Here is a 24926-nt window from a genome sequence, read left to right on the forward strand (position 1 = left end):
CTAAGAGATAATATGCGGGGGCGCTCTTGGAACCACGCTCGCAAAGTCTCGGAAAGATTGTAGCGTAACGGCAACAGGTGTGACCGCCGGTTTGGCCTCACTGGTGAGCCGCAGGGCGCCTGAAGGAAAAGCACCGGGGCGAAGTCCTGAGCCGGTGTCGCCGGCCTTGCAGCCGTAATCGCCGCCGCTGTTGCACTCTCTATCGCGAAGTGACGGGGAGTGGCCGAGATCGACGGTCTGCAATCGCTCCAGACGGCTGGTCTTGGAAACGGTCTTCATGCCGGAAGGGGCCTGAAAGCCGATGATGACGAGCAGGCTTGCGACCACGAGGCCGATCAACACTTGCGGATGGCGCCTTGAACAGCGGCATTTCTCCATCCATAACAAGTTGGCATCTCCTTGATCGTAAAGGTCTCTTTAAAGCATCACCGCTGAGCGAATATCCCGTTGATTTGTTTTAGGGGAAGCCGGACATGCTTGTCCAGCGCACAGGCCGGAAAAACCGTGCGGGGCTCCGATTCCTTTTCGTTTTTGCCTGTTTGCGGCAAAGTAAGGGCGGCAATGGCTAAAAGCTTTTACAAATTTTACCGTTTGACGTCGGTACCCATGTTTCTTAACTTTCAAGCAAGGAATTAACCATAAAGATTGATGGTATTTCCACGGCGGAATGGGGTTTCTCCCCTTCCAGGCATGACGCCGCACTGCCGTACCGGGCCCGATCCGGTATTTTCGTTTCTTGGTTCAAGAAGGTCAGGCAAGCGTCGATGCCACATCGTCCGCGATGGGTGTGTTCGTTCAAAAATCCCCCTTAGGGTGCTGGCGTTCTGAACCTTGGCCAATTGGCCGGGTTTTTACCGGCCGTCATTTATTGGGGACGTCGGTTGGGGCAGGATTTGCCATCAGATCAAGCGCGGAGATCGGCAGGCGCCAGCCTGGCGGGACGGCTGCGTTTTGCCGGTCTGGATGAGACGCAATCCGATTTCCTGCGCAATTATCGCAGCATGCTGGAGCCTTACGTCAAGGCGGGCCTGCGCGACGTGATGAACCGTTTCCAGTCCATGCCGGACTGTTCTCCGTCTTTCGAAAGCGACAACCAGCTCGACCGCCTGCACGATCTGCAATCCTCGCACTGGAGCGTGCTCACCGATGCGCGTTTCGATGCGCTCTATGCCGAACGGGTGAAGGTTCTTTCCGACAATGCCGGCCGCATGGGCCTCGATCCGCGCTGGCAGATCGCCAGCCACGCAATCGTTCTGGAACATCTGCTCGGCGGACTGGTGGCTGAACACGCGCCGCGCTCGATCCTGCCCGGCAGCCGCAAGAAAAACCGCGAGCTGGCAGAAGCCGTGAAAAATGTCGTCCGTCTGGTGATGGTCGACACCGAGATCGCCGTATCGCTGCGCTTTAACGAATTGCGCCTGCGCCACGGTCGGGAACTGGCGGAACAGCGCGACAACGACCGCTCGGAAGCGGCAAAATTGCTGGGCGAGGCGCTGACATCCTTTGCCGCAGGCGATTTGCAGGCCCGCATCGGCGGCGATGTGCCCGAAGCTTATCTGGACGTTGCAGCTTCCTTCAACACGGCGCTGGAGACGATCGGCGCGTCGCTGATATCCGCCCAAAACGGTATCGGCGAGGCCGAGGCGTTGAGCGCGCGGTTTGCCGATATCGGCCGTTCCATGGCGGAGCGCTCCCGCGAACAGGCCGCAGCCCTTGCCGAAACCTCCCGTGCGATCCAGACGATGATCGGGGATGTTGCCGAAAACGGCGTCCGCATTTCGGCGGCGGAGACTGCGGTTTCCCGTGCCCGCGAGGCGGCGGTCGAAAGCGGCAAGGCAATCGGCGAGGCGATAAACGCCATGTCGGATATCGAGCAATCCGCCGAGCAGATCGGCCGGATCATCGGCACGATCGACGAGATCGCTTTTCAGACGAACCTGCTGGCCCTCAATGCCGGCATCGAGGCGGCGCGCGCAGGTGATAGCGGACGCGGTTTCGCCGTCGTCGCGCAGGAAGTCCGGGCATTGGCCCAGCGTTCCGCCGACGCCGCAAGAGAGATCAAAAGCCTCGTCGGCTCCACGAAAAAGCAGGTCGAGGGCGGCGTCCACATGGTCAACCGCACGCAGGAGGCAATCGGCGGGGTCGTCCGGCAGGTGTCCGGCATCAACGACATGATCACGGAGGTCTCCCGGCACACCGCCGAGCACGCCGGCGAATTGCAATCGGTCGCCGCAGATATCGGCGACCAGCAACGGCAGGCCGGCCGGAACGCCGCCGATATGGGCGAGGGCGCATCCGAGGCCGACGCGCTTCATACCGTCATTCTGGAACTCGGCCGCACCATTCGCGAATTCCGTATCGCCCGTCAGGAACAGGCGAAAGCGGTCGCGGCTGCGGATCGGCGGAACACATCATTTATGGCCCGTGGGGACGACCGCACGGAACACCAACAATTCAGACGCCAAGGAGTCATGTAATGGCAGCCAGAAAAGCAGCTGAGGCGACACTGAAACTGTCACCGGTGCTGGATCTCAACGAGGCATCGGCGCTGCACGGCAAGCTGATGACGCTGAGGGGAGCACCGCTGTCGGTCGATGCGTCCGAGGTCGAGCGTATCGGCGCACTTTGCGCCCAGGTCCTCATGGCCGGCGCGAAATCCTGGGAGGAGGACGGCAAGCGGTTCGGTTTTGCCAAAGTGTCCGATGCATTCGACAAGACCATGAAACTGATAGGCGTCGAAATCGATCATTTGCTCCTGAAGGAGATAAAGCAGTGAAGAAAAAAGTTCTTACCGTGGACGATTCCAGAACGATCAGGAACATGCTCCTGGTCACGCTCAACAATGCCGGTTTCGAGACCATCCAGGCCGAAGACGGCATTGAGGGCCTCGAAGTGCTGGAGCAGAGCAACCCCGATGTCATCGTGACTGATATCAACATGCCCCGTCTCGACGGTTTCGGCTTCATCGAGGGTGTGCGGCGCAACGAGAAGTACCGCGCCATACCGATCCTCGTTCTGACGACCGAAAGTGATGCAGAGAAGAAGAACCGCGCCCGTCAGGCCGGTGCGACCGGCTGGATCGTCAAGCCGTTCGACCCTGCGAAACTCATCGATGCCATTGAACGCGTAACTGCCTGACACGGGAAATTTCACGATGGATATGAACGAAATCAAGGAAATCTTTTTCCAGGAATGCGAGGAACAGCTCGCTGAACTGGAAACAGGACTTCTTAAATTGAATGACGGCGACCGTGACCCGGAAACCGTCAACGCCGTTTTCCGTGCCGTTCATTCCATCAAGGGTGGGGCGGGTGCCTTCGGTCTCGATGATCTCGTGGCCTTCGCCCACGTTTTTGAAACGACCCTCGACTGCGTCCGCTCCAACAAGCTGGAGCCGTCGCAGGACGTCCTGAAAATCATGCTGCGTTCCGCCGACGTCTTGGCGGACCTGACCAATGCGGCGAGAGACGGCGGCAGCGTCGACGAAAGCCGCACCCGTGGCCTCGTCAAGGAGCTGGAAGCGCTGGCAAACGGCGAAACCGTGCAGGCCTCCGCACCGGTCGCCGTCAAGATGCCGGAACCCGTCGCCGCCAAGCCGACGGACGATAGCGGCTTTGAGCCGGTCCCGTTCTCCTTCTCGGACTTTGCCGACGAAACCACACCATTGATGGAAGCGCCGTCCTTCCAGATAACCTTCAAGCCGCATGCCTCGCTTTATTCGAAAGGCAACGAAGCAGCACTTCTCCTGCGCGATCTTTCGCGCATCGGCGAGATGAGCGTCAATTGCGACCTGTCGGAACTGCCTTCGCTCGACAAGCTCGATCCTGAAGCGTCCTATCTCTCCTGGACGGTTTCGGTCACGACCGACAAGGGTGAAGAGGCTATCCGCAGCGTCTTCGAATTCGCCGAATGGGACTGCGATCTCGAAATCGTGCCGGTTGTTTCGGATGCCGCAGGTGACGAGGAAGAACTTCCGATGATCCCGGTTCCGTTCGACCTGTCGGCTCTCGACGGTGACGCGGAAGAGGAACCCGCCGTCGCGACCCCCGTGGTGGAAGAGTCTTACGTTGCCGCAACAGTCGAGGCGGCCGTTGCGACGACGCAGATCGCTCGGAGCGTCAATGCCGCCATCGAAAAGCGCGAGGCGGCGGCAGCGCCCGTCGCAGCCCAGGCCACCGCAAATGCTGCGGCCAATGCCAGCGCCGGCCAGACCATCCGTGTCGATCTCGACCGTGTCGACCGCCTTATCAACCTCGTTGGCGAACTCGTCATCAACCAGGCGATGTTGTCGCAGAGCGTCATCGAAAACGATGCGAGCGGCACCTCCGCCGTCAATATGGGGCTGGACGAACTCCAGCAATTGACGCGCGAAATCCAGGACAGCGTCATGGCTATCCGTGCGCAGCCGGTCAAGCCGGTGTTCCAGCGCATGTCCCGTATCGTCCGCGAAGTTGCGGACATGATCGGCAAGCAGATCCGCCTCGTTACCGAAGGCGAGAACACGGAAGTCGACAAGACGGTCATCGACAAGCTGGCCGAACCTTTGACCCACATGATCCGCAATGCCGTCGACCACGGCATCGAAACACCTGAGAAACGCGAAGCGGCGGGCAAAAACCCCGAAGGCACCATCAAGCTTTCCGCCAAGCACCGGTCTGGCCGTATCCTGATCGAGCTTCAGGACGATGGCGCGGGCATCAACCGCGAGCGCGTTCGCCAGAAGGCGATAGACAACGATCTCATTGCCGCCGATGCGAACCTCACCGATGAGGAAATCGACAATCTGATCTTCGCTCCGGGCTTTTCCACGGCGGACAAGATTTCCGACATTTCCGGCCGTGGTGTCGGCATGGATGTGGTCAAGCGTTCCATTCAGGCACTCGGCGGCCGCATCAACATCTCCTCGCGCCCCGGTCTTGGATCGACCTTCACCATGAGCCTGCCGCTGACGCTTGCCGTTCTCGACGGCATGGTGGTGACGGTTGCCGGACAGACGCTTGTCGTTCCATTGACGGCAATCGTGGAAACCCTGCAGCCGGAAGCGAAGAACATTCACTCCTTCGGCGCCAATCAGCGGCTGATCTCCATCCGCAACTCCTTCTGCCCGCTGGTCGACGTCGGACGCGTTCTGAACTTCCGTCCGACCCAGGCCGATCCGGTCGAAGGCGTGGCGCTTCTGGTGGAATCGGAAGGCGGCGGCCAGCGCGCGCTGATGGTCGATGCAATCCAGGGCCAGCGCCAGGTCGTCATCAAGTCGTTGGAAGCCAACTATACCCATGTTCCGGGCATTGCCGCCGCCACCATTCTGGGTGACGGACGTGTCGCGCTCATCCTGGATGTCGACGCCATCGTCAGCGCGTCGCGCGGACAGCCACTGAAGCAGGAAATGTCACTCGCGGCGACGGGTTGAGGGCGAAATATTCATGGCAGCACTTAACCTCAGCGATCAGCGCCAGTCCCCCGACGATGTTCTCGCCAGCGGCGAATACCCGCTGACGAGACGCGATCTGGCGGAGATCGCCGCGATGATCTACGCCGATGCGGGCATCTATCTCAACGACACCAAGGCGTCGCTGGTCTATTCGCGCCTGTCGAAGCACATCCGCAATCTCGGACTTTCCGGCTTTCGCGAATATTGCGCATTGGTGTCCTCGCCGGAGGGCGCGCACGCACGGCGCGAAATGCTGTCGCACCTGACGACGAATTTCACCCGCTTTTTCCGCGAGAACCATCATTTCGAACATCTGCGCGACGAAGTCCTGCCGGGCCTCATCGCAAGGGCGAAGGCCGGCGGGCGCGTCCGCATCTGGTCGGCCGCCTGTTCCGACGGGCAGGAACCCTATTCGATTGCGCTCACCGTTCTCGCCATGTTTCCGAATGCGGCGGACTACGATTTCAAGATCCTCGCGACGGATATCGATCCGAAGATATTGGCCCAGGCCCGCGCCGGCGTCTACGACGACAACGCGCTCGAAACCGTATCTCCGGCCATGCGCAAGCAATGGTTCACCGAGGTCGATGCCGGCGGTCGCCGCAAGTTCCGCATCGACGACAAGGTCAAGCGTCTCATTACCTTCAATGAATTGAACCTGATGACGCAATGGCCCTTCAAGGGCAATTTCGACGTCATTTTCTGCCGCAACGTCGTCATCTATTTCGACGAGCCGACGCAGATGCGCATCTGGTCGCGTTTCGCAGGCCTGCTGCCGGAGGGCGGTCATCTTTATATCGGGCATTCCGAAAGAGTGTCCGGCGACGCCAAGAACCTGTTCGACAATACGGGCATCACCACCTACCGCTACATTGGTCATACGTCGGGGAGGAAGGCATGAGCGCGCTCGCACGGGTACTCGTCGTCGATGACTCTCCAACGATGCGCGGCCTGATTTCCGCCGTCCTCAAGGCCGATCCGGAGGTCGAGGTGGTGGGGCAGGCCGGCAACGCCATGGAGGCGCGCGCCGCCATCAAGCAGCTCAATCCGGATGTCGTGACGCTTGATATCGAGATGCCGGAAATGAACGGCCTCGAATTTCTCGAAAAGATCATGCGCCTGCGGCCGATGCCGGTCATCATGGTCTCGTCCTTGACCCATCGCGGCGCGGATGCCTCACTTGCCGCGCTTGAAATCGGTGCTTTCGACTGTGTCGGCAAGCCGGCTCCCGGCGATGCGCGCCCCTTCGGCGACCTGGCCGACAAGGTGAAGGCGGCCGCGCGGTCGCAACACGCGGCCTACCGCGCGACACGCCCGGAAAACGTTGCGGCGCCACAGCCGATGCCCGTCAGCGATTATCGGGCCGGCCGCAAAGTCGTGGCCATCGGTTCATCGACGGGCGGTGTCGAAGCCTTGATCGCCGTGCTCCAGAAATTTCCGGCCAATTGTCCGCCGACCGTTATCACCCAGCATATGCCGCCGACATTCACCAAGAGCTTCGCGGAAAGACTGAACCGCATCTGCGCGCCCGTCGTGGAAGAAGCGACGGATGGCGCACGCCTGCAAACCGGCAAGATCTATCTCGCGCCGGGCGGCGAACGCCACTTGCAGATATCCAATCGGAATGCCCCCTGCTGCCGGCTCATCGAGCGCGACCCGGTCAACGGCCATCGCCCCTCCGTCGATGTCCTGTTCGATTCGGTGGCCGAGCTTGCCGGGCGTAACGCCGTCGGCGTCATTCTCACCGGCATGGGCCGGGATGGTGCGGCCGGGCTGCTGAAAATGCGGCATGCCGGTGCGCGCACCGTCGGCCAGAATGAAAAAACCTGTGTCGTCTACGGCATGCCGAGAGTGGCCTTTGAGCTTGGCGCCGTCGAACAGCAATTGCCGTTGGCTTCAATCGGCGAAGAAATCCTGAAACTAACCACTGCCCGCAAAGAAGGTGCTGACTAATGTCTCTCGCAGAAAAGATCAAAGTTCTGATCGTCGACGATCAGGTGACCAGCCGGCTGCTGCTCAGCGATGCGCTGACACAGCTCGGCTTCAAGCAGATCACTGCCGCTGGCGATGGCGAGCAGGGATTGAAGATCATGGAGCAGCAGCCCCATCATCTCGTCATCTCCGATTTCAACATGCCGAAGATGGACGGTCTGGGTTTCCTGCACGCCGTGCGGGCCAACCCCACCACCAAGAAGGCGGCCTTCATCATCCTCACGGCGCAGGGTGACCGCGCGCTGGTGCAGAAGGCGGCGCAGCTCGGCGCAAACAACGTGCTGGCCAAGCCCTTCACGATCGACAAGATGCGTGCAGCCATCGAAGCGGTTTTCGGATCGTTGAAATGATCGAAGCTGCGGCCAAGCGCGTACATATCATTCAGGGCGAGTATAAGGTTGTCAGCGATCCCGACGTGGTCATGACGACTATACTCGGTTCGTGCGTGGCCGCCTGTCTGAGAGATCCCGTTGCCGGCATCGGGGGGATGAACCACTTCCTGCTGCCGGGAACGGGCAGTGTGACCGGCGGAGATGCGACGCGTTACGGCGTGCATCTCATGGAGCTTCTGATCAACGGCCTTCTCAAGCAGGGCGCCCGCCGCGACCGGCTGGAAGCCAAGGTTTTCGGCGGCGCGAAGACGATTGCCAGCTTTTCCAATGTCGGCGAGCAGAACGCAATCTTCGCCATGCAGTTTTTGAAGGATGAAGGCATTCCGGTCATAAGCTCCTCCACGGGTGGAGACCATGGCCGCAAGATCGAGTTCTGGCCGGTCTCGGGGCGTGCGCGGCAGCATCCGCTCAGCGGCGCGGAAACCCAGAAGACGGTCGCCATGGAAACACGTCCGGTGCCGGTGCCCAAGCCCGTCGCCAACGACATCGAATTTTTCTAGTCACGGAGTTTCCAATGCAGATTGCAAACAACACCGCCGCCGCTCCGTTCGAAGAAGCCTTGCCGGAGGTTCTGATGCGTGTGGTATCGGAGCTGCACGATGTCGCCTATCTGATCGAGCGCATCGAGCCGCAATTGCTGGAGGTGACCAGCGGCGAATTGTCCAGTGACGGCGTCAAGCTGCTGCAGGGCATCGACCTCGCCGTTCAGAAAACCCGCGGTCTCGCCGAATTCATCGATACCGTCACCGGCTCCATTCCCGGTCATTGGATCGTGGATGTCAGCACCGCGCTCAGCCTCGTCAAGCTTGCCGAAATGCAAAAGGCGCTGGGTGCTGCGTTTCGCCATGGCCATTCGCAACCGCTCGACAAAGCCTCGGGCGACTTCGACCTGTTCTAGACGGCATTCCAGCACCATTCATCCTCGCGGCACCTTCCTCTTCTTAGATTGCGGGAAAAGGCAACGCTCGCGCAAGCTTCGCACCCTATTGTCACTACGGGGCCAAAAGGCCTCGGACTCTATGAATGACGGTGCGGAACAGAATGAATCTGTTAAATCAAATCCCTCAGGTCTTGAAGAATGTCGCGGCGCTGGGTCAGACACGGCTGCTGATGCTGGGCGGCGTGGGCGTTTTGTCCATGGCCATTATCCTTGCGGCAGCACTTTACGTGAACCGTCCCGCTTACGAGACCCTCTATGTGGGACTTGAGAAAAGCGACCTCAACAAGATCAGCATTTCACTCGCCGAAGCGGGGCTGGACTTCCAGGTCGGAATTGATGGCACCAGCCTTCAGGTTCCGGTCGGCCTCACCAGCAAGGCACGGCTGCTTCTGGCCGAGCGTGGCCTGCCCGACAGCGCCAATGCCGGTTATGAGCTTTTCGACAATGTCGGCTCTCTCGGCCTGACCTCCTTCATGCAGGAAGTGACGCGGGTGCGCGCCCTTGAAGGCGAGATCAGCCGCTCCATTCAGCAGATCGACGGCATTGCGGCCGCACGCGTCCATATCGTCATGCCTGACGTCGGCAATTTCCGCCGTGGCGAGCAGAAACCCACCGCATCGGTCATGATCCGCGCCAATGCCACCGCCGGGCGCAAGGCCTCCGCCTCCATCCGCCACCTCGTTGCCTCGGCCGTTCCCGGCCTTGAGGTCGATGATGTGACCCTGCTCGATTCGACCGGCCAGCTTCTCGCTTCCGGTGACGACGTCACCAATGCCGCCATGAACCGCTCGCTGACACTGGCGCAGAACGTTCAGCAGGAAATCACGACCAATATCGACAAGGCGCTGGCACCTTTCCTCGGCATGGACAATTTCCGCTCCAGCGTGACGGCGCAGCTCAATACCGACAGCCGGCAGATTCAGGAAACCGTCTACGATCCGGAATCGCGCGTCGAGCGCTCTGTCCGCACGGTGAAGGAAGACCAGAAGTCCCAGGAAACGCAGCCCGATACGGCAGCGACCGTGGAACAGAACGTACCGCAGGCAGCCCCTCAGGGCGGCGCTGGCGGCCCGCAGTCTTCGGACCAGTCGGCCAAGAAGGAAGAGCAGACCAACTACGAGATCAATTCCAAAACGGTCGCCACGGTCAAGAACGGCTATACCGTCGAGAAGATTTCGGTCGCGGTGGTCGTCAACAAGGGTCGCATTGCCAAGATGGTCGGCGAACCTGTCGATCAGGCCAAGATCGACGCCTATCTTGCCGAGATGCAGAAGATCGTAACCTCGGCCGCAGGCATTTCCTCCGATCGCGGCGATATAGTCACGCTGACGGCGATGGACTTCCTGGAAACGCAATTGCTGGACGAGGCCGTAAGCGGGCCGGGCATCATGGAAGTGCTGAGCCGCAATTCCGCCGGCATCATCAACTCGCTCGCCTTCGTCGCTGTCGCTTTCCTCGTCGTCTGGCTCGGTGTACGTCCTCTGGTCCGCACGGTTACCGGCAACGGTTCGGCGGCAGGCCAGATCGGCCAGGAGGCGGCTGGTCTCGAATTGCCGGATTTCTCTCCCGGCATGGATGCGGGTGCAGGCGGTCTCATGGAAGGTTTCGGAGCGGATTTCGGCTTCGACAGCACCGACGATCTACTGGCGGGTGGCGACAGCGAGGGTACCTTCAACCGCCGGGTTCGCGAAGGACCCGAACGCAGGCTCTCCCGCATGGTGGAAATCAGCGAGGAAAGGGCAGCCAAGATCCTTCGCAAATGGGCGGTGGAAAAAGCAGCGTGATTTTGAAAAGGCCGGGTTTACCCGGCCTTTTGCTCATTTTCGGGCTTTCTGGTATCTTTGTCCGGCCAGCGGGTGCATTCTCATTTCGGGACACTGTTTACAAAAAATTCAGCAACGATACAGTTTGCTGGGAATAGGCTGAGAATGCCGTTTATGGATTGGTCAGCTTTTCAGTATGTTTTTTAGGAATAGACGAACAAGGAAATACGTGGAAAGGCTGGTGTCAGGTAATGGCAAATCCCGGTTCGTTCCATAAAATGAAGTGATTCGGTCTCCGGGGGTTTGCCGTCCCATTTTGGTAAACTTCTCGAATGGAATGATTCCATCCCGAGGTATAATCTCCCACTGGGAGCAAGAGGGCGTAGGCGATTGAAAGTCGATGTTGATATCCGCAGGCTGTCTGCCAAGCCTATGGAGGGCATGGGTAAGCCCTTGCCACGCGACCAGCTTGCCAAGAACGTCGCAGCTACGGCCGCCGCCGGTAACGTTGCAGGCGCGCTGGATTTGCTCGTAACCTACGCCGGCGCCTCGCATTATCTGCTGGCGCGGGAAGATCTTCTCGAAGAAACCGGACTGAAATTCATCATCACGTCCGACTGGCCTTTCGATCTGGTGCGCAGGCTTGGCGCGGAACTGGCCAACAGCCAGAACAGATCGAGCGAAATGGAAAAATGCCTTTCGCTTCTTCAGCCGCGATTGCTGATGCTTCCCAATGACGTTTCTGTTCCCTTTGGCATTGACCGGCAATATTCGGCGCTGGCCTTCTGCGTGGGCCGCATCCGTCTTTCGCTTCTGCTGCTGTTTCCGGAACATTCGGTTCCTTCGCCGGAGCGTCTGCGCGAAATCGCGCTTCTGACGGGTTATTGCGTCAGCTTCGGCATTGCCAGCGAAGCAAAGGCCGTGCGGGATATCGATCTCACCGAGCGCGAGCTTGAGTGCCTGTTCTGGATCGCGGAAGGCAAGACAAGCGACGAAATTGCGATGATACTTGGCATTTCGCGCAATACGATCAATAATTACATTACAAGCGTGATGCGGAAAACCGCGACGAAAACCCGGTCGGAGGCAATCGCCTACGCCGTGCGCAACAACCTCGTATAAGTGGTCGGGACCGATGGTACAGACGAAAGATAATGAGGGCACGGGTCAAAGCAGCGGCATGTTTTTCCGCAGCCCTGTCGTGACGAGCCGGTCGGACCTGTTTCCGAAGCTCGTCGCCATGCAGAAGCTGGTCGGCGCACGGAATTTCGTGGTGACGAAAGCTGCCGCTTCCGGCTTCCCCAACAAGAAGAAGCTGACCTGCGAGCTGGAAAACTGGGGCATGAACGCCGCCGAGCAGAGCGCGCAGTTCATCCGCGCCGTTGGCGATATTCTCCTGGATCATATCGAGACGTCGCTGTTGCCGGTCATCTGGCGCAACAAGAATGCCGGCGGTTTTGCCGATCTTCCCGATGTGCCGGCTCTGCTGCGCCGGATCGAGAACGACACATTGCCCTATGCGGGACTGGCCTTGCCGGTGCGGCTGGGCACCATCGGCAACGGTTACATCGTCTTCTGCGGCAGCAACCTCGTTCTCGACAACGAGGTCGTCATCGAACAGCATATCAAATGCTGCGAGATCATGGTCGACATGCTGGCGCTGGACGAGCGCAAGGCAGCACCCTCGGAAGCATTGAGCGAGAGGGAAATCGCCTGCCTGCAATTGGCGGGTGATGGCCGTATCAGCGAAGAAATCGCGGTGAAGCTCGGGCTCTCGGTGCATACCGTCAATGCCTATCTCGGCTCGGCGACGATCAAGCTCGATTCCGTCAATCGCATTCAGGCGATCGCAAAAGCCATACGGCTCGGCTATATCCATTGATGGCGGACGGGGCTTTTCCCGTCCTGCTAGTCTGGCCGCCTTAGGCCAGCTGATTGCGGCGTCTCTGCCAGAATGATGTGGCCGCGTCGCTTGTTTCGCGTTTTTTAACAGTTGCTAACTAAAACTGTCTTAGTTTTGGCTTTGGGGAACTGTTTCATGCATAACCGGCTCTTTAAGTCCGTTGCGGGCAAGGTCGTCGCGCTGACGATCGGCCTGATCATGCTCAGCATCGCGGCAGTTGGTTTTTCCACCTACATGCGGTTGAAGGATAATATCATCACGACCGCGTTGCGCGATACCCGCAGCGCAATGCGTGGCATGGCGATCCTCTACGAGATGAAGGTCGGTGGCGTCGCCCTCGATATGGGTGACGGAGAACTGAAGAGTGTCAACCGCGCCAGCATCGGGACATTACGCGATAACGACCTTGTCGACCGCACGGCGGCTGGAAACGGCGGTATCGCCACCGTCTTTGAAACCAAGGCCAACGAATACGTCCGTATCACCACCAATCTGAAAAATGAAAAGGGTGAAAGGGCGGTAGGCACCAAGCTTGCTGCCGATCATCCCGCTTTCGAAAAGGTTTCCAAGGGCGAAGCCTACTTCGGCGCGGCCACGCTTTTCGGCACCAGTTACATGACCGGTTACATGCCGGTTCTCAACAAGACCGGAATCACCGTCGGTATTCTTTTCGTGGGCGTTCCCATGGCCGTCTACGAAGCCCAGATCTACGGCCTGCGCGACCTGCTGCTGATCTGCGGCGCGCTCGCCATGGTCGGCGTGGGGCTGCTCGCCTACTTTGTGATCCGACGTACATTACAGCCTTTGGGCAGGCTGACCGATGCGGTGAAGTCGCTTTCGGATGGCAATCTCGATACGCCGATCCCTTATGCCACCAATACAAATGAATTCGGCAACATCGCCCGCGCTCTGGTGATATTCCGCGAGAATGCGCTTGAAAAACTCGCGATCGAGGGAAAAAGCGCCGAGGAACGTTCCGTGGCGGAATCGGAACGTCACCGCAACGATACCGAGAAGCAGGAGCTGGACAGCCAGATCGAATTCGCTGTCGGCGAGATCGCGTCCGGTCTCGGCAGGCTTTCGCGCGGCGATCTGAGCCGCACGATCGAGACGCCGTTTGCCGGTCGTCTGGATCGGCTGCGCACGGATTTCAACGAATCCCTTCTCAATCTGCGCGATGCGCTGGGGCAGATCCGCGAGCGCACCCTCATCATTCAGCATAGCGGTTTTGAAATAGAACAATCGTCGGTCGATCTGTCGAAGCGTACGGAAAATCAGGCGGCCTCGCTGGAAGAGACTGCAGCCGCCGTCGAGGAAATCACCGCGACGGTGAGATCTTCGGCCGAACGGGCGCGGGAGGCCAATGAGGCTGTCCGCATCACCAAGCAGAGCGCCGACAGTTCCGGTTCGGTCGTCAGCAATGCCGTTGACGCCATGAACCGCATCGAAGGCGCGTCGCGCAAGATCGAGCAGATCATCGAGGTCATCGATGATATCGCCTTCCAGACCAATCTTCTCGCCTTGAATGCCGGCATCGAGGCGGCGCGCGCGGGCGAGGCGGGCAAGGGTTTTGCGGTCGTGGCGCAGGAAGTGCGCGAGCTTGCCCAGCGCTCGGCCGAAGCGGCCCGCGAAATCAAGCAGCTCATCAACCAGTCGACGCACGAGGTCAGTTCCGGATCGAAGCTGGTGCAGGAGGCGGGCACGGTTCTTTCCGCCATCAGCCATCAGATCGTCGCCGTCAGCCAGCACGTCGAAACCATCGCGACGGCAACGCAGGACCAGTCCTCGGCGCTTCACAACGTCAACAGTTCCGTCAACCAGATGGATCAGATGACCCAGCAGAATGCGGCGCTTGCCGAACAGTCGAGCGCGGCCAGCAGGGTGCTATCAGGCGAAGTGGAAGCGTTGCTCGATCTGGTTCAGCGTTTTCAGATGGAGCAGAACTCTGCGACCGGCAAGGATCGATACAACCAGGCGGCCTGATACCTGCATTTTTTGAAAACCAATAGCTCCCGGATCGCAAGGTCCGGGAGTTTTTTATTCCGCTGCCGCGCGTGCCGTGCTGGATATCTGGTTGATGTAGGCGCGCAGCGCCGCCGGTTTGACCGGCTTGTGCTGGACGGAAATCCCGTATTTCTCCGCATCGCTGCGCACTTCCGGGCTGCGGTCTGCCGTCACAAGCAGGGCCGGGATCGACTTGCCGTAAAATGTCCTGATCAGGCGGATGGCGCTGATCCCGTCGCCATCGTCCAGATGGTAATCGGCAATGATGATATCAGGCGCCGCCGACATGCTGAGAAACGGTTCTTCCAGCGTCGCCACGGAACCTGCGGGCAAGACCTCGCAACCCCATCCCGTCAGCAGCAACGTCATGCCTTCGAGGATTTTGGGTTCGTTGTCGATGCAGAGCACCCTGACACCCTGGAGGCGATCGCTCGCCGCCGGATTGGCGGTACCGCCGCTGACTTTGGCGGAGGCAAGGCGGTCCGCTTCGCGTGGCAGATGGATGCGGAATGTCGTGCCCTTTCCAGGCGTGGAAATCAGCTGCACCGGATGGTGCAGCATGCGCGACAGCCGGTCGACGATGGAGAGGCCAAGCCCAAGGCCGGAGGCCGTCTTCGCCCCTTCGTCCAGCCGGGCGAATTCCTTGAAGACTGTGCGGAATTTGGATGCGGGAATGCCGATGCCGGAATCCGTCACCTGAATGACGACCTCGCCGCCCCGGCGGCGTGCACCGACGACGACCTTGCCCTTCAGCGTATATTTGATGGCGTTGGAGACGAGGTTTTGTATCAGCCGCCGCAACAGGTTGGGGTCCGAGCGCACCGTCAGGGAGGTGGGCATGACCACGAGGTCGAGGTTCTTTTCCTGCGCCATGGGCGCGAAGTCGGTCTCGATGCGTTTCAGCAGCTCGTTCAGCGGCACCGACGTCATGCGCGCCTTCATCGAACCCGTGTCGAGGCGGGAAATATCCAGCACCGCGCCGAGAATGGTCTCGACCGACTCGAGTGCTGAATCGATGTTCTGCACGAGATCGCTTTCTCCCGACGCGCCAAGCCGTTCGACGAGCGAGGAAGAATAGAGCCGGGCGGCATTCAGCGGCTGGAGAATGTCGTGACCGGCGGCGGCGAAAAACCGTGTCTTGCCGATATTCGCCTCGTCGGCGGACGCTCTTGCCTCCGCCAGTTCGCGGTTGACGCGGGTAAGCTCGACGGTGCGTTCCGCCACGCGCTGTTCCAGCGTTTCGTTAGCCTGTTTCAGCGCCTGGTCGCTCGCCACCCTCTGGGTGATGTCGGTGAAGGTGGCGACGATGCCCTTGTCCGGCATGGTGTTGGAGCGCACTTCGATGATGCGCTCGCCGCCGCCAAGCACCAGCGAGAAAGGCAGGTCCATGGTGAGGAAACTGGTGATCAGCTGCTCTGTGTCGCCCGCCGGCATGTCGCCGCGCTCCTGCAGCATGGTGACGATATCCGTCAGCGGCACTCCCACCTGCCCGAATTGCTCGGGCAGATCGAGAAGGGTGCGGAAGCGCCGGTTCCAGATCGTCAGCTGCTGCGAACTGTCGAAAACGGCGATGCCCTGATCCATTTGCGCCAGCGCCGTTTGCAGCATGTCCTGATTATATTGCAGGGCTTCGCTTGCCTGATCGAGCAGCCATGCGGTGTCTGCGCTGGTGTCTTCCGCCTTCTGAAGAATGATCGAAAGCACAAGCCGGGCCGAGGAGGAGCCGATGGCGCTGCCCAGCAATTGTTCGGAGAAATGAATGAGCGCCATGTCGGCGGGCTGATCGTCGTTCAGCTTTCTGCCCGCCGTCTTCTCATAGGTCGCCAATGAGCGCAGCATCCGCTCCTCGCCGAGATAACGGGCGATCGCGCTTTTGAGATCGCCGACGCTGACCCGGGTTTTCCAGCCGCGTGTGGCGAATTGCGATTTCGAATGGCGCTTGACGAAGATGCCGGACTGGATGCGCTCCACCGGCCGAGGATTGCGCGACAGCGAGCCGAGCACGAAGGCCGTGCTGTTGACGAGCAGGCTGAGGATCACCGCATTCACGAAAGGATCGGCATCCGGCCCGTTGAAGACCGTGCTGCCGGAAAACAGGAAGCCGAGAATGTTTGCAGCGACCTCGGAATTATCAGGCCCGCCGAAGCTCGGCAGAAACAACAGATAGGCCCAGACGAAAAAGCCCGAACTCAGGCCGGCGATCGCGCCGCGGGCATTGGCTCGCCGCCAGAACAGCCCGCCAAAAAGGGCAGGGGCCATCTGGGCGATGGCGGCGAATGCCAACAGGCCGATGGAGGCAAGCCCCGTGGCGCTGTCGGCGGCACGGTAATAACCGTAGCCCAGCAGCATCACCGCGAAAATCGCCGTTCTGCGGATATTGAGCAGCGTTTTGGCGAAGTTGTCCCGGTGCGGCGAGCGGTTCAACAGCTTCTGCCGCAGAAAGATCGGCATGACGATGTCGTTGGAAATCATGATCGACAGCGCGACGGAGGCGACGATCACCATCGCGGTCGCCGCCGAAAATCCACCGATGAAGGTGATCAGCGAGACGACCGGCATCTGGTGTGCGAGCGGCAGTTGCAGCACGTAGAGATCGGCATCGCCATTTGTGCCGAGGGTCAGAATGCCGGCAAGCGCGATCGGCAGCACGAAAATGTTGATCGCGATGAGATAAAGCGGCAGCAGGAACCCGGCCATGCGCAGCTCTTCCGGCGTGCGGTTTTCAACTACGGTGACGTGGAACTGGCGCGGCAAAAGGATGATGGCGAAGCCGGATAGCAGGGTCATCACGATCCAGCGACTGATGGGCGTATGATAGGATATGGCTCGCATCGCCTGCTCATTGCCGGAGGCGAGCTGCCACAAATGCGAAGGGCCGTCGAAGAGGACGAACAGGACGTAAAAGCCGACGGTGCACATGGCGACCAGCTTGACGAGCGATTCCATCGAAATGGCGAGAATAAGCCCGTCCTGATGTTCGGTGGCGTCGGTATGACGGGTGCCGAACATCACGGCGAAGCCCGCCATGACGATGGTGACGATGAGCGGCAGATCGAGGAAATAAAGGTTGCCGCTACCGATGCCATAATCGCCGGGATCGACCATCGTCGCCACCGAGCTGGAAACGGCCTTCAATTGCAGGGCGATATAGGGAATGGCGCCGACGAGCGCGATGACGGCGACGATCATCGCCACGGTGGAGTTCTTGCCGTAGCGGGCGGCGATGAAATCCGCAACCGATGTCAGCTTTTCGGTCTTGGCAAGCTCCACAATGCGGCGAATGATCGGCATGCCGATGGTGAAGGCAAGGATCGGCCCGGTATAGATGCCGAGGAACTCCAGCCCCCTGTCGGCCGCAAGCCCGACGCCGCCGAAATAGGTCCAGGAGGTGCAATAGATCGCCAGGCTGAGCGCATAGACGAACGGCCGTCCCTTTTTCGGGGCGTTTCTTTTCCGGCTGTTCCTGTCCCCATAGCTTGCGACCGCAAACAGCAGCAGGACATAGGCGAAGGCCGAACCGAATATGATCCACCCAGGAAGCACGCATCCTCCCCATGCAACAATCCCTGAAAACGAGCATAGGCGAATTCCGGGCTGTTGAGAATGAGCGCGGTCTGATCATAAAGTTCAAGACGAGCGTGCAAAAAAGCTAATAAATGCAATCTTGACGAATTCCAAATGGGGCGGGGAACCTATATGGTTGAGCGCGTAGGGACAGTCACATAGCTTCAGCTCGCGAAGCGGGAGAGAGGGACCATCTGATGCTTAACGAATTTAAAACATTCATTGCCCGTGGCAATGTCATGGATCTGGCCGTGGGTGTTATTATCGGAGCGGCGTTCAGCAAGATCGTCGATTCCGTCGTCAACGATCTCATCATGCCGATCGTCGGCGCGATTTTCGGCGGGTTCGATTTCTCGAATTACTTCCTGCCGCTGAGTTCCAGTGTCACTGCCGGATCGCTCGCCGCCGCCCGCGATCAGGGCGCCGTCTTCGCTTACGGTAGCTTTCTGACGGTTCTCATCAACTTCCTCATTCTCGCCTGGATCATTTTCCTGATGGTCAAGGGCGTCAACAAGCTTCGCGCCTCGGTCGAGCGCAACAAGGCCGAGGAAAAGTCGGAAGCGGCTCCTCCGCCGGAAGACGTCAAGCTTCTCACCGAAATCCGCGATCTGCTCAAGACGCGTTAAAACTGGGATTTCCCGGCCGGAGTTCGCGATCTCCTGGCCGGGGATCCATCCATAAAGAAAATCCATGACTGCCTCACGGAATATCATGCATATCGCCCGTTCGATGCGATAAGAAGACACCAAACGGAGTGTCTTTAATGTCCATTTTGAACAGTCTGAGCGCACGCTCTCTGGCGGCTCCCGAGAGCGGCATTGTCGAAGTTGTGAATTATGCCCGGGGACGGGATAATCTTCTGCCGCTGTGGGTCGGCGAAGGCGATCTGCCGAGCCCGGACTTCATCAACAAGGCTGCCATCGACGGGCTCAACAATGGCGAGACCTTCTATACCTGGCAACGCGGCATTCCAGAATTGCGCCAGGCGCTCAGCGGCTATTACGAACGTCACTTCGCGGCCTCGCTGTCGCCGGAACATTTCTACGTGACGGGTTCCGGCATGCAGGCGATCGCGCTTGCCGTGCAGGCGCTGACCTCGCCGGGTGACGAGATGGTGTATCTCACGCCAACCTGGCCCAATATCGTCGCAGCCATCGGCGTGGCGGGCGCGAAGGCGGTTGCGGTCGGCATCGATTTCCGCGATGGCCGCTGGGATCTCGACATCGGCAAGCTGGAAAGCGCGATCACCGGCAAGACCAGGGCGCTTTTCATCAACACGCCCTCCAATCCGACCGGCTGGACCGCGACGCGCGACAATCTTCGCGACGCTCTCGCGCTCGCCCGCAAACACGATCTATGGATCGTGGCGGACGAGATCTATGCGCTTTACCATTATGCCGGCACTCGCGCTCCGTCGTTCCTCGACATCATGGAGCCGGACGACAAGATCGTTTTTGCCAATTCCTTCTCGAAGAACTGGTCCATGACCGGCTGGCGTGTCGGCTGGCTTGTCGCGCCGCCGGCCATCGGTCAGGTCATCGAAAACCTCATTCAATATTCCACCTCCGGCGTGGCGCAGTTCATGCAGCGCGGCGCAGTCGCCGCCCTCGATCACGGCGACGGTTTCATTCGTGAAAACTATGCGCGCGCCTTGACGTCCCGCGATATTCTCTGTGACACGCTGATCGCCACGAACCGTGTGGAAACGCTGAAGCCGGACGGCGCCCTTTATGCTTTCCTCAAGGTGGATGGCGTGACGGACAGCCGCGCCACGGCGCTGGATATCGTCGACAAGACCGGCGTAGGCCTCGCGCCAGGCACTGCCTTTGGTGCAGGGGGAGAGCTGTTTCTGCGCGCCTGCTTCCTGCGCAACCCGAAGCAGATCGAAGACGCGGCCGATCGGCTGGCATCCTACATTCTCGGTAGATAAAATCTTCGCCCTGCCGCGCCGCATATCTTGCCGCGGCAGGTGCAAATCTGCCCCAAAAGTCACGACCAACCGCTAAAACTACAACCCCACGGCGTACCCATCGACTGGCGCGCATTTCTATGCTATGCGCTGATTGTTCCTTTTATGAGAACATTTTCATCTAATAAATAAAAAGCACTTCATTGCGCTAACCAATCGTAAGCCACCTTTTAAGTGGGCTGAGGGCGTGGTGGCGTATTTGCTGTGCAAGTAATCAATGATGAAGAATTATTGGCTTTGATGGACCGAACAAAAGCAAACAGGGAAGTGGTGTCATGGCTGTTCTGGTCACCGGTGGGGCCGGCTATATAGGAAGCCACATGGTGTGGGCTTTGCTCGATGCCGGGGAAGAGGTTGTCGTTGTCGACCGGCTTTCGACGGGATCACGCTGGGCCGTCGCGCCGGCGGCGCGTTTCTATCTCGGCGACGTGGCGGATCGCGCATTGCTCGGCCAGATTTTCGAAGAAAACCAGATCGAGACCATTTTTCATTTCGCCGGTTCCGTCAGCGTTCCTGAATCGATCAGCCAGCCGCTTGAATATTACGAAAACAACACCGGCACGACCCGCGCCCTCGTTGCGGCTGCGGTCGGCCATGGTATCAGCAACTTCATCTTCTCTTCGACGGCCGCCGTCTACGGGAACCAACCCTTTGATGGCCCGGTTCCTGAAACGGCGATCCTCAGCCCCGAAAATCCCTACGGCCTGTCGAAGCTCGCTTCTGAAATCATGTTGCGCGATGTCGTGCAGGCGCATGATTTCAACTATGTGGCGCTGCGTTATTTCAACGTCGCCGGAGCCGACCTGCAGGGCCGTGCCGGGCCTTCCCCCACGGGTGTGGCGAACCTCGTCAAGGTGGCCTGCGAAGCGGCAACCGGCCGGCGCGACAAGGTAGAGGTTTACGGAACGGATTATCCCACGGCGGATGGCACCGGCGTTCGCGACTATATCCATGTCAGCGATCTTATCGACGCGCATATGCTCGCCATGTCGCATCTGCGCGCCGGTGGCGGCACCCGCACGCTGAATTGCGGTTATGGCGTCGGTTATTCGGTGCTGGACGTCTTGCACGCGGTACAGCGGGAATCGGCACGCGAGTTCCCGATCATCCATTGCCCGCGTCGCCCGGGCGATATTGCCGCCATGGTGGCGGATTCCACCCGTATCCAGTTGGAGCTGGGCTGGCGTCCGCGCTTCAACGATCTGGCGACCATCGTTCGCACTGCGTTCCAGTGGGAAGCCAAACGCGAAACCCGGTCAAGCGACATGATCCCACCGCTCCGGGGCAAACTGGCGGCGACAGGCTAAATCGCCTTTGCATCAATGGGTGCGGCTCTACCTGACGGAAGGGTAGTGGACCGGCCGATCCGAAACGGCGGCGGCTGGAAGCCATTTCTCGCTGTCGAAAAAGCTGCGTGTCAGCTTCAGCCCCGGCAATTGTTTCGTTGTGAGTAAAATCACGTTCAGCCGATGCGGTGCGGTCGGCTCCGGCTTTATGGAGACCGAAATACCGAAGTGCTGTGCCTGATAGGGCTTCATCCTGCGCGCCGGCTCAAGCATGCTGGCAAGATCGGCCCAGCGGGTTTGCTCGACGATCAGCGCCAATGCATCCTCGAGCTTCGTCAGAATAACAGTCCCGTCCGGCGTCTCAGGCGCAACCGCCTTCATCCTGATGGAGCGAACCTCGCCGGACGCCTCACCTCTGATGTCAAGGAAGAGCGATGCCCGTTCGGCGGCGTTCGCCGTGTCCCCCACCACAAGATCGGCCATGCATTCGAAGTTGCGGATGTTCGCCGGGCTGGCGTGCCAGCCTTGCGGATTGGAAAAACCCTGGGTGATAAAGCGGTCACAGAGGTCTTTGCCGGAAAGAACGAAGTCGCGTGCGAAGGATGCTCTGTCGCCGCCTTGCTCGAATTTCAGCAGATGCGGCGGTAGATCGAGCTTTTGGGCGACAAGCTTTTGCCGCTTGACGGGCTTTATTCTCGTCGGCGGCTCGGCGGAACGCATGGCGGGGGCCAGATTGAGGTAGGTCAGCAGGCTTTTGAGGTGCTTTTTGTCATTGGCAAGCAGCACCGTCGTCAATACGGCAACGCAAACGGCAAGCACCGCAAACAGCAGCGCGCCTGGGCTTACTCTTTTTTGCAGGCTTGCGTCCATCGGGGAACCCTAATGGCTGCCGGGGGAGGGGCGTCAACCGGTTTTTGATATGGCTTTTCGGGCTGGTACCCGGTGAATATATATTACGAACGGAAACTTTGAAAAATATTATGCAATCCACCGCCGGAATTTCCGGCGGCGCGGCGTTATTCGGAGGAATTTTCGTCCATGTTCTGCCCGTCGGCGCTGCTTTCATCGTCGGCGACGGGAATGGCGTAGGAGCCGTTCAGCCAGCGGGCGAGATCGAGCGAGCGGCAGCGATCCGAACAGAAGGGATAGTCATCCCGCGTCGATGGCTTCCCGCATTCCGGGCATGGTTGCGATTTGCGAAGCGGCGTGACATTTCCAGCGCCTTCGGTGGACGGTTTTGCCATGGTCTATCCTTCGAGCCAGCCCGAGGTCACCTCAAATCCTTCACCGGAAAGAAGCGACATGGTCTCATAAAGCGGTAGGCCGACGACATTGGTGTAGGAGCCGGTCAATTTCTGCACGAATGAACCGGCAATGCCCTGAATGCCGTAGGCGCCTGCTTTGCCGCGCCATTGCCCGGAGGCAATATAGGCGTCGATCTCGCGCGTGGAGAGGCGCTTGAAGCGCACCTTGGTTTCCACAATCTTCTGGCGGACTTTGCCACCGGGTGTCACAAGGCAAATGCCGGTATAGACCCAATGGCTGCGCCCCGACAGAAGATGCAACGCTGCGGAAGCCTCTTCGGTATATTCCGCCTTACCCACGATGCGGCGGCCCACGGCCACCACGGTGTCGGAACCGAGAACATAGGCGTCCTTCCACGTCTGCTCGCTCTTCAGCGCTGCATGCGCAGCCTCGGCCTTCTGCTGCGACAGGCGACGGCACAGCGTGCGCGGATGTTCCAGCTTTGCGGGCGTCTCGTCGATATCCATCGGCATCAGGCGTGCCGGCTCGATACCGATCTGATGCAGCAATTCCAGGCGCCGCGGCGATCCGGATGCCAGAACGAGCTTTTGTTTTGAGTTTGTCATTGCGCTGCCCGGGGCGTCCGATGCCGAAAACGGATTACTTGAAGCGATAGGTGATGCGGCCCTTGCTCAGGTCGTAAGGCGTCATTTCAACCAGCACCTTGTCGCCCGCCAGAACGCGGATACGGTTCTTGCGCATGCGGCCCGCCGTGTGGGCGATGATTTCATGTTCGTTCTCAAGCTTCACGCGGAATGTTGCGTTCGGCAGCAATTCGGTTACGATGCCCGGGAATTCAAGGACTTCTTCTTTTGTCATGTAAGGGTTTTCTTCCTGTTGATAGTGCCGGACATGTCATATCCGGGAAAATTGCGCGGAAACTACACAATCCCGGCACATTTGTGAACCTCTAAAGCATCGGCTTGAAAATCACTATCGATTTTCATAGGCGGAGGCAGGTTTCATTCTTTTGAAAGCGTATCCGCCACCGGTTGCGGCCGTCCCGGCAGGCGTTCGGCAATCAGTTTCGCAAGATGGTCCCGCACCTCACGATAGGCATTAAGGATCTGCTCCCGCGTGCCGGTGATCACCGTCGGGTCCATGGTCGGCCAATAGACCACGTCGAACGAGTTCGAGCGCGTCAGTTCCAGCGCGGCGTGATGGGCTTCAGGCGTCAATGTAATGATTAGATCGAAAAAATCATCCTCGATCTCGTCCAGCGTGCGCGGTTTGTGCTTGCCGAGCGAAAATCCCTGTTCTTCCAGCACCGCATCCACGAAGGGGTCTCGCTCTCCCGCCCGAACGCCTGCGGACTGGATGTAGATGCCGGGCGCCACCAGCCGTTTGGCGATGACCTCCGCCATCGGGGAACGGATGGAATTCATGCCGCACATGAAGAGGACCGATTTGGGGGCCCGTCCCTCGTTTGGAGCCGCGGCGGGATCTCTCATCTCTAACCCCGCCAATAAAGCACGCAGACAAGGGTGAAGAGGCGGCGCGCGGTGTCGAAATCCACTTTGATCTTGCCGGATAGCCGGTCCATCAAAGTTTGCGAGCCGTCATTGTGAATACCGCGCCGGCCCATGTCGATCGCCTCGATCTGGCTTGGGGTGGAGGAGCGTATCGCCTCGTAATAGCTTTCGCAGATCAGGAAATAATCCTTGATGATACGGCGGAACGGCGTCAGCGACAGAATATGGGTCGAGACATCCTTCTCGTCCTCGGTTTTTATCGAGAAAACCAGCTTGGCGTCGACCAGCGAGATATGCAGCCGGTATGGACCGCCCTCGTGACCAACCGGCTCGAACGTGTTTTCCTCGATCAGATCGAAAATCGCGACAGCGCGTTCATGCTCCACGTCGGGCGTGGACTGGCCGATGCTATCGTCCAGAACCACATCGCAAAGCCGGAAATCGCCTGAAGCCATCTCTTAACTTTCCGGATTGAGGCGAATGGCGACCGAGCGCGCATGCGCGTCCAGCCCCTCCGAACGGGCAAGGGTGATCGCCGCCGGCGCAAGCTGGCGCAGCTGCTCGGGGCCAAGGCGCAGGATAGATGTGCGCTTGACAAAATCCAGCACCGAAAGGCCGGAAGAGAAGCGCGCCGAACGCGCCGTCGGAAGAACGTGGTTGGAGCCGCCGACATAATCGCCGATCACCTCAGGCGTATGGCGTCCGACGAAGATCGCGCCTGCATTGCGGATATGCGCCATCAGCGCGTCCGGATCGTCAACGGCGAGTTCCAGATGTTCGGCCGCGATGCGGTTTGCCAGCGGAATGGCATCGGTGAGCTTTTCGACCAGAATGATCGCGCCGAAATCAGCCCAGCTCGCTGCCGCAGTCTCGGACCGCGACAGTCGCTTCAACTGCCGCTCAAC

Annotated in this window: 25 protein-coding genes; 16 read left to right on the plus strand and 9 right to left on the minus strand. The window is 59.5% G+C overall.

Translation table 11 applies throughout. From position 1 onward, the window contains the following. A complete protein-coding gene (locus tag RS75_RS16670; RefSeq protein WP_045022283.1) occupies positions 1–378 on the minus strand; it encodes a hypothetical protein in 378 nt (125 codons plus the stop codon). A 515-nt stretch (positions 379–893) separates the two neighbouring features. Here RS75_RS16670 and RS75_RS16675 point away from each other — a divergent pair. The 13 genes from RS75_RS16675 (at position 894) to RS75_RS16735 (ending at position 14404) form a co-directional block, all read left to right on the plus strand. Then, entirely contained in the window at positions 894–2477 is a 1584-nt protein-coding gene (locus RS75_RS16675) for a globin-coupled sensor protein (protein ID WP_234704288.1), read from the plus strand. Then, positions 2477–2776, plus strand: coding sequence for an STAS domain-containing protein (locus tag RS75_RS16680; RefSeq protein ID WP_045022284.1), 300 nt, complete (start codon positions 2477–2479; stop codon positions 2774–2776). The genes RS75_RS16675 and RS75_RS16680 overlap by 1 nt, the downstream gene beginning before the upstream one ends. Then, positions 2773–3138: a chemotaxis response regulator CheY1 gene (gene cheY1 / locus RS75_RS16685; RefSeq protein ID WP_003493773.1), complete on the plus strand. Its 366-nt coding sequence runs from the start codon at positions 2773–2775 to the stop codon at positions 3136–3138. Before RS75_RS16680 ends, cheY1 begins: the two co-directional genes overlap by 4 nt. A 16-nt stretch (positions 3139–3154) precedes the next feature. Next, the gene (locus tag RS75_RS16690; protein WP_045022286.1) at positions 3155–5410 is read left to right on the plus strand and encodes a chemotaxis protein CheA; all 2256 of its coding nucleotides are present in this window, start codon (positions 3155–3157) and stop codon (positions 5408–5410) included. 13 nt (positions 5411–5423) lie between these two features. Next, positions 5424–6332 carry a protein-glutamate O-methyltransferase CheR gene (gene cheR / locus RS75_RS16695; protein ID WP_045022288.1) on the plus strand — a complete coding sequence of 303 codons (909 nt, stop codon included), beginning with the start codon at positions 5424–5426 and terminating at the stop codon, positions 6330–6332. Beyond that, on the plus strand, positions 6329–7384 hold the full coding sequence (cheB, locus tag RS75_RS16700) for a protein-glutamate O-methylesterase CheB (protein ID WP_045022290.1): 1056 nt from the start codon (positions 6329–6331) through the stop codon (positions 7382–7384). Before cheR ends, cheB begins: the two co-directional genes overlap by 4 nt. Further along, positions 7384–7773, plus strand: coding sequence for a chemotaxis response regulator CheY2 (gene cheY2, locus RS75_RS16705; RefSeq protein ID WP_003493781.1), 390 nt, complete (start codon positions 7384–7386; stop codon positions 7771–7773). Before cheB ends, cheY2 begins: the two co-directional genes overlap by 1 nt. Then, positions 7770–8315: a chemoreceptor glutamine deamidase CheD gene (cheD, locus tag RS75_RS16710; RefSeq protein ID WP_045022292.1), complete on the plus strand. Its 546-nt coding sequence runs from the start codon at positions 7770–7772 to the stop codon at positions 8313–8315. The genes cheY2 and cheD overlap by 4 nt, the downstream gene beginning before the upstream one ends. A gap of 14 nt (positions 8316–8329) precedes the next feature. Next, the gene (gene cheT / locus RS75_RS16715; protein ID WP_045022295.1) at positions 8330–8713 is read left to right on the plus strand and encodes a chemotaxis protein CheT; all 384 of its coding nucleotides are present in this window, start codon (positions 8330–8332) and stop codon (positions 8711–8713) included. 143 nt (positions 8714–8856) lie between these two features. Continuing rightward, complete coding sequence (gene fliF / locus RS75_RS16720) at positions 8857–10539, plus strand: flagellar basal-body MS-ring/collar protein FliF (protein WP_045022297.1); 1683 nt, start codon at positions 8857–8859, stop codon at positions 10537–10539. Positions 10540–10908: 369 nt separating this feature from the next. Next, positions 10909–11640: a transcriptional regulator VisN gene (gene visN, locus RS75_RS16725; protein WP_052679704.1), complete on the plus strand. Its 732-nt coding sequence runs from the start codon at positions 10909–10911 to the stop codon at positions 11638–11640. A gap of 58 nt (positions 11641–11698) precedes the next feature. Continuing rightward, positions 11699–12400, plus strand: coding sequence for a transcriptional regulator VisR (gene visR / locus RS75_RS16730; RefSeq protein WP_045022300.1), 702 nt, complete (start codon positions 11699–11701; stop codon positions 12398–12400). A 156-nt stretch (positions 12401–12556) separates the two neighbouring features. Next, on the plus strand, positions 12557–14404 hold the full coding sequence (locus RS75_RS16735) for a methyl-accepting chemotaxis protein (protein ID WP_045022302.1): 1848 nt from the start codon (positions 12557–12559) through the stop codon (positions 14402–14404). A 54-nt stretch (positions 14405–14458) separates the two neighbouring features. Here RS75_RS16735 and RS75_RS16740 read toward each other — a convergent pair whose 3' ends face one another. After that, on the minus strand, positions 14459–17968 hold the full coding sequence (locus RS75_RS16740; protein ID WP_045022304.1) for a PAS domain-containing hybrid sensor histidine kinase/response regulator: 3510 nt from the start codon (positions 17966–17968) through the stop codon (positions 14459–14461). Positions 17969–18186: 218 nt separating this feature from the next. Here RS75_RS16740 and mscL point away from each other — a divergent pair, with 218 nt between their 5' ends. From mscL to galE, 3 genes are all read left to right on the plus strand, one after another. Then, complete coding sequence (gene mscL, locus RS75_RS16745; protein WP_045022305.1) at positions 18187–18615, plus strand: large conductance mechanosensitive channel protein MscL; 429 nt, start codon at positions 18187–18189, stop codon at positions 18613–18615. Positions 18616–18752: 137 nt separating this feature from the next. After that, positions 18753–19919, plus strand: coding sequence for a pyridoxal phosphate-dependent aminotransferase (locus tag RS75_RS16750; protein ID WP_045022307.1), 1167 nt, complete (start codon positions 18753–18755; stop codon positions 19917–19919). Positions 19920–20233: 314 nt separating this feature from the next. Next, complete coding sequence (galE, locus tag RS75_RS16755) at positions 20234–21265, plus strand: UDP-glucose 4-epimerase GalE (protein ID WP_045022309.1); 1032 nt, start codon at positions 20234–20236, stop codon at positions 21263–21265. 27 nt (positions 21266–21292) lie between these two features. Here the strand turns inward: galE and RS75_RS16760 are convergent, their stop codons facing one another. From RS75_RS16760 to RS75_RS16790, 7 genes are all read right to left on the minus strand, one after another. After that, positions 21293–22114, minus strand: a complete 822-nt coding sequence (locus RS75_RS16760) for a DUF6030 family protein (protein WP_045022310.1) — start codon at positions 22112–22114, stop codon at positions 21293–21295. 146 nt (positions 22115–22260) lie between these two features. After that, positions 22261–22488: a DNA gyrase inhibitor YacG gene (gene yacG / locus RS75_RS16765; RefSeq protein ID WP_045022312.1), complete on the minus strand. Its 228-nt coding sequence runs from the start codon at positions 22486–22488 to the stop codon at positions 22261–22263. Between the two features lie 3 nt (positions 22489–22491). Further along, positions 22492–23115, minus strand: a complete 624-nt coding sequence (locus tag RS75_RS16770; RefSeq protein ID WP_045022314.1) for a Maf-like protein — start codon at positions 23113–23115, stop codon at positions 22492–22494. 34 nt (positions 23116–23149) lie between these two features. Next, positions 23150–23368 carry a translation initiation factor IF-1 gene (infA, locus tag RS75_RS16775; RefSeq protein ID WP_003493814.1) on the minus strand — a complete coding sequence of 73 codons (219 nt, stop codon included), beginning with the start codon at positions 23366–23368 and terminating at the stop codon, positions 23150–23152. A gap of 143 nt (positions 23369–23511) precedes the next feature. Next, positions 23512–24000, minus strand: coding sequence for an arsenate-mycothiol transferase ArsC (locus RS75_RS16780; RefSeq protein ID WP_045022316.1), 489 nt, complete (start codon positions 23998–24000; stop codon positions 23512–23514). A gap of 2 nt (positions 24001–24002) precedes the next feature. Further along, positions 24003–24476, minus strand: a complete 474-nt coding sequence (locus RS75_RS16785) for a UPF0262 family protein (protein WP_045022318.1) — start codon at positions 24474–24476, stop codon at positions 24003–24005. A gap of 3 nt (positions 24477–24479) precedes the next feature. Next, positions 24480–24926, minus strand: a 447-nt coding sequence (locus tag RS75_RS16790; protein WP_200893645.1) for a histidinol dehydrogenase, incomplete at its 5' end; no start/stop codon positions are given.

This window comes from Rhizobium nepotum 39/7, assembly GCF_000949865.1.
GTDB lineage: Bacteria > Pseudomonadota > Alphaproteobacteria > Rhizobiales > Rhizobiaceae > Agrobacterium > Agrobacterium nepotum.

Coding starts and splice junctions, on each gene's coding strand:
- galE (WP_045022309.1), top strand. CDS start 20,234: ATGGCTGTTCTGGTCACCGGTGGGGCCGGCTATATAGGAAGCCACATG.
- RS75_RS16760 (WP_045022310.1), bottom strand. CDS start 22,114: ATGGACGCAAGCCTGCAAAAAAGAGTAAGCCCAGGCGCGCTGCTGTTT.
- RS75_RS16735 (WP_045022302.1), top strand. CDS start 12,557: ATGCATAACCGGCTCTTTAAGTCCGTTGCGGGCAAGGTCGTCGCGCTG.
- cheD (WP_045022292.1), top strand. CDS start 7,770: ATGATCGAAGCTGCGGCCAAGCGCGTACATATCATTCAGGGCGAGTAT.
- RS75_RS16670 (WP_045022283.1), bottom strand. CDS start 378: ATGGAGAAATGCCGCTGTTCAAGGCGCCATCCGCAAGTGTTGATCGGC.
- cheB (WP_045022290.1), top strand. CDS start 6,329: ATGAGCGCGCTCGCACGGGTACTCGTCGTCGATGACTCTCCAACGATG.
- RS75_RS16680 (WP_045022284.1), top strand. CDS start 2,477: ATGGCAGCCAGAAAAGCAGCTGAGGCGACACTGAAACTGTCACCGGTG.
- mscL (WP_045022305.1), top strand. CDS start 18,187: ATGCTTAACGAATTTAAAACATTCATTGCCCGTGGCAATGTCATGGAT.
- yacG (WP_045022312.1), bottom strand. CDS start 22,488: ATGGCAAAACCGTCCACCGAAGGCGCTGGAAATGTCACGCCGCTTCGC.
- RS75_RS16780 (WP_045022316.1), bottom strand. CDS start 24,000: ATGAGAGATCCCGCCGCGGCTCCAAACGAGGGACGGGCCCCCAAATCG.
- RS75_RS16770 (WP_045022314.1), bottom strand. CDS start 23,115: ATGACAAACTCAAAACAAAAGCTCGTTCTGGCATCCGGATCGCCGCGG.
- cheT (WP_045022295.1), top strand. CDS start 8,330: ATGCAGATTGCAAACAACACCGCCGCCGCTCCGTTCGAAGAAGCCTTG.
- cheY2 (WP_003493781.1), top strand. CDS start 7,384: ATGTCTCTCGCAGAAAAGATCAAAGTTCTGATCGTCGACGATCAGGTG.
- RS75_RS16750 (WP_045022307.1), top strand. CDS start 18,753: ATGTCCATTTTGAACAGTCTGAGCGCACGCTCTCTGGCGGCTCCCGAG.
- RS75_RS16690 (WP_045022286.1), top strand. CDS start 3,155: ATGGATATGAACGAAATCAAGGAAATCTTTTTCCAGGAATGCGAGGAA.
- cheR (WP_045022288.1), top strand. CDS start 5,424: ATGGCAGCACTTAACCTCAGCGATCAGCGCCAGTCCCCCGACGATGTT.
- visR (WP_045022300.1), top strand. CDS start 11,699: ATGTTTTTCCGCAGCCCTGTCGTGACGAGCCGGTCGGACCTGTTTCCG.
- RS75_RS16785 (WP_045022318.1), bottom strand. CDS start 24,476: ATGGCTTCAGGCGATTTCCGGCTTTGCGATGTGGTTCTGGACGATAGC.
- fliF (WP_045022297.1), top strand. CDS start 8,857: ATGAATCTGTTAAATCAAATCCCTCAGGTCTTGAAGAATGTCGCGGCG.
- infA (WP_003493814.1), bottom strand. CDS start 23,368: ATGACAAAAGAAGAAGTCCTTGAATTCCCGGGCATCGTAACCGAATTG.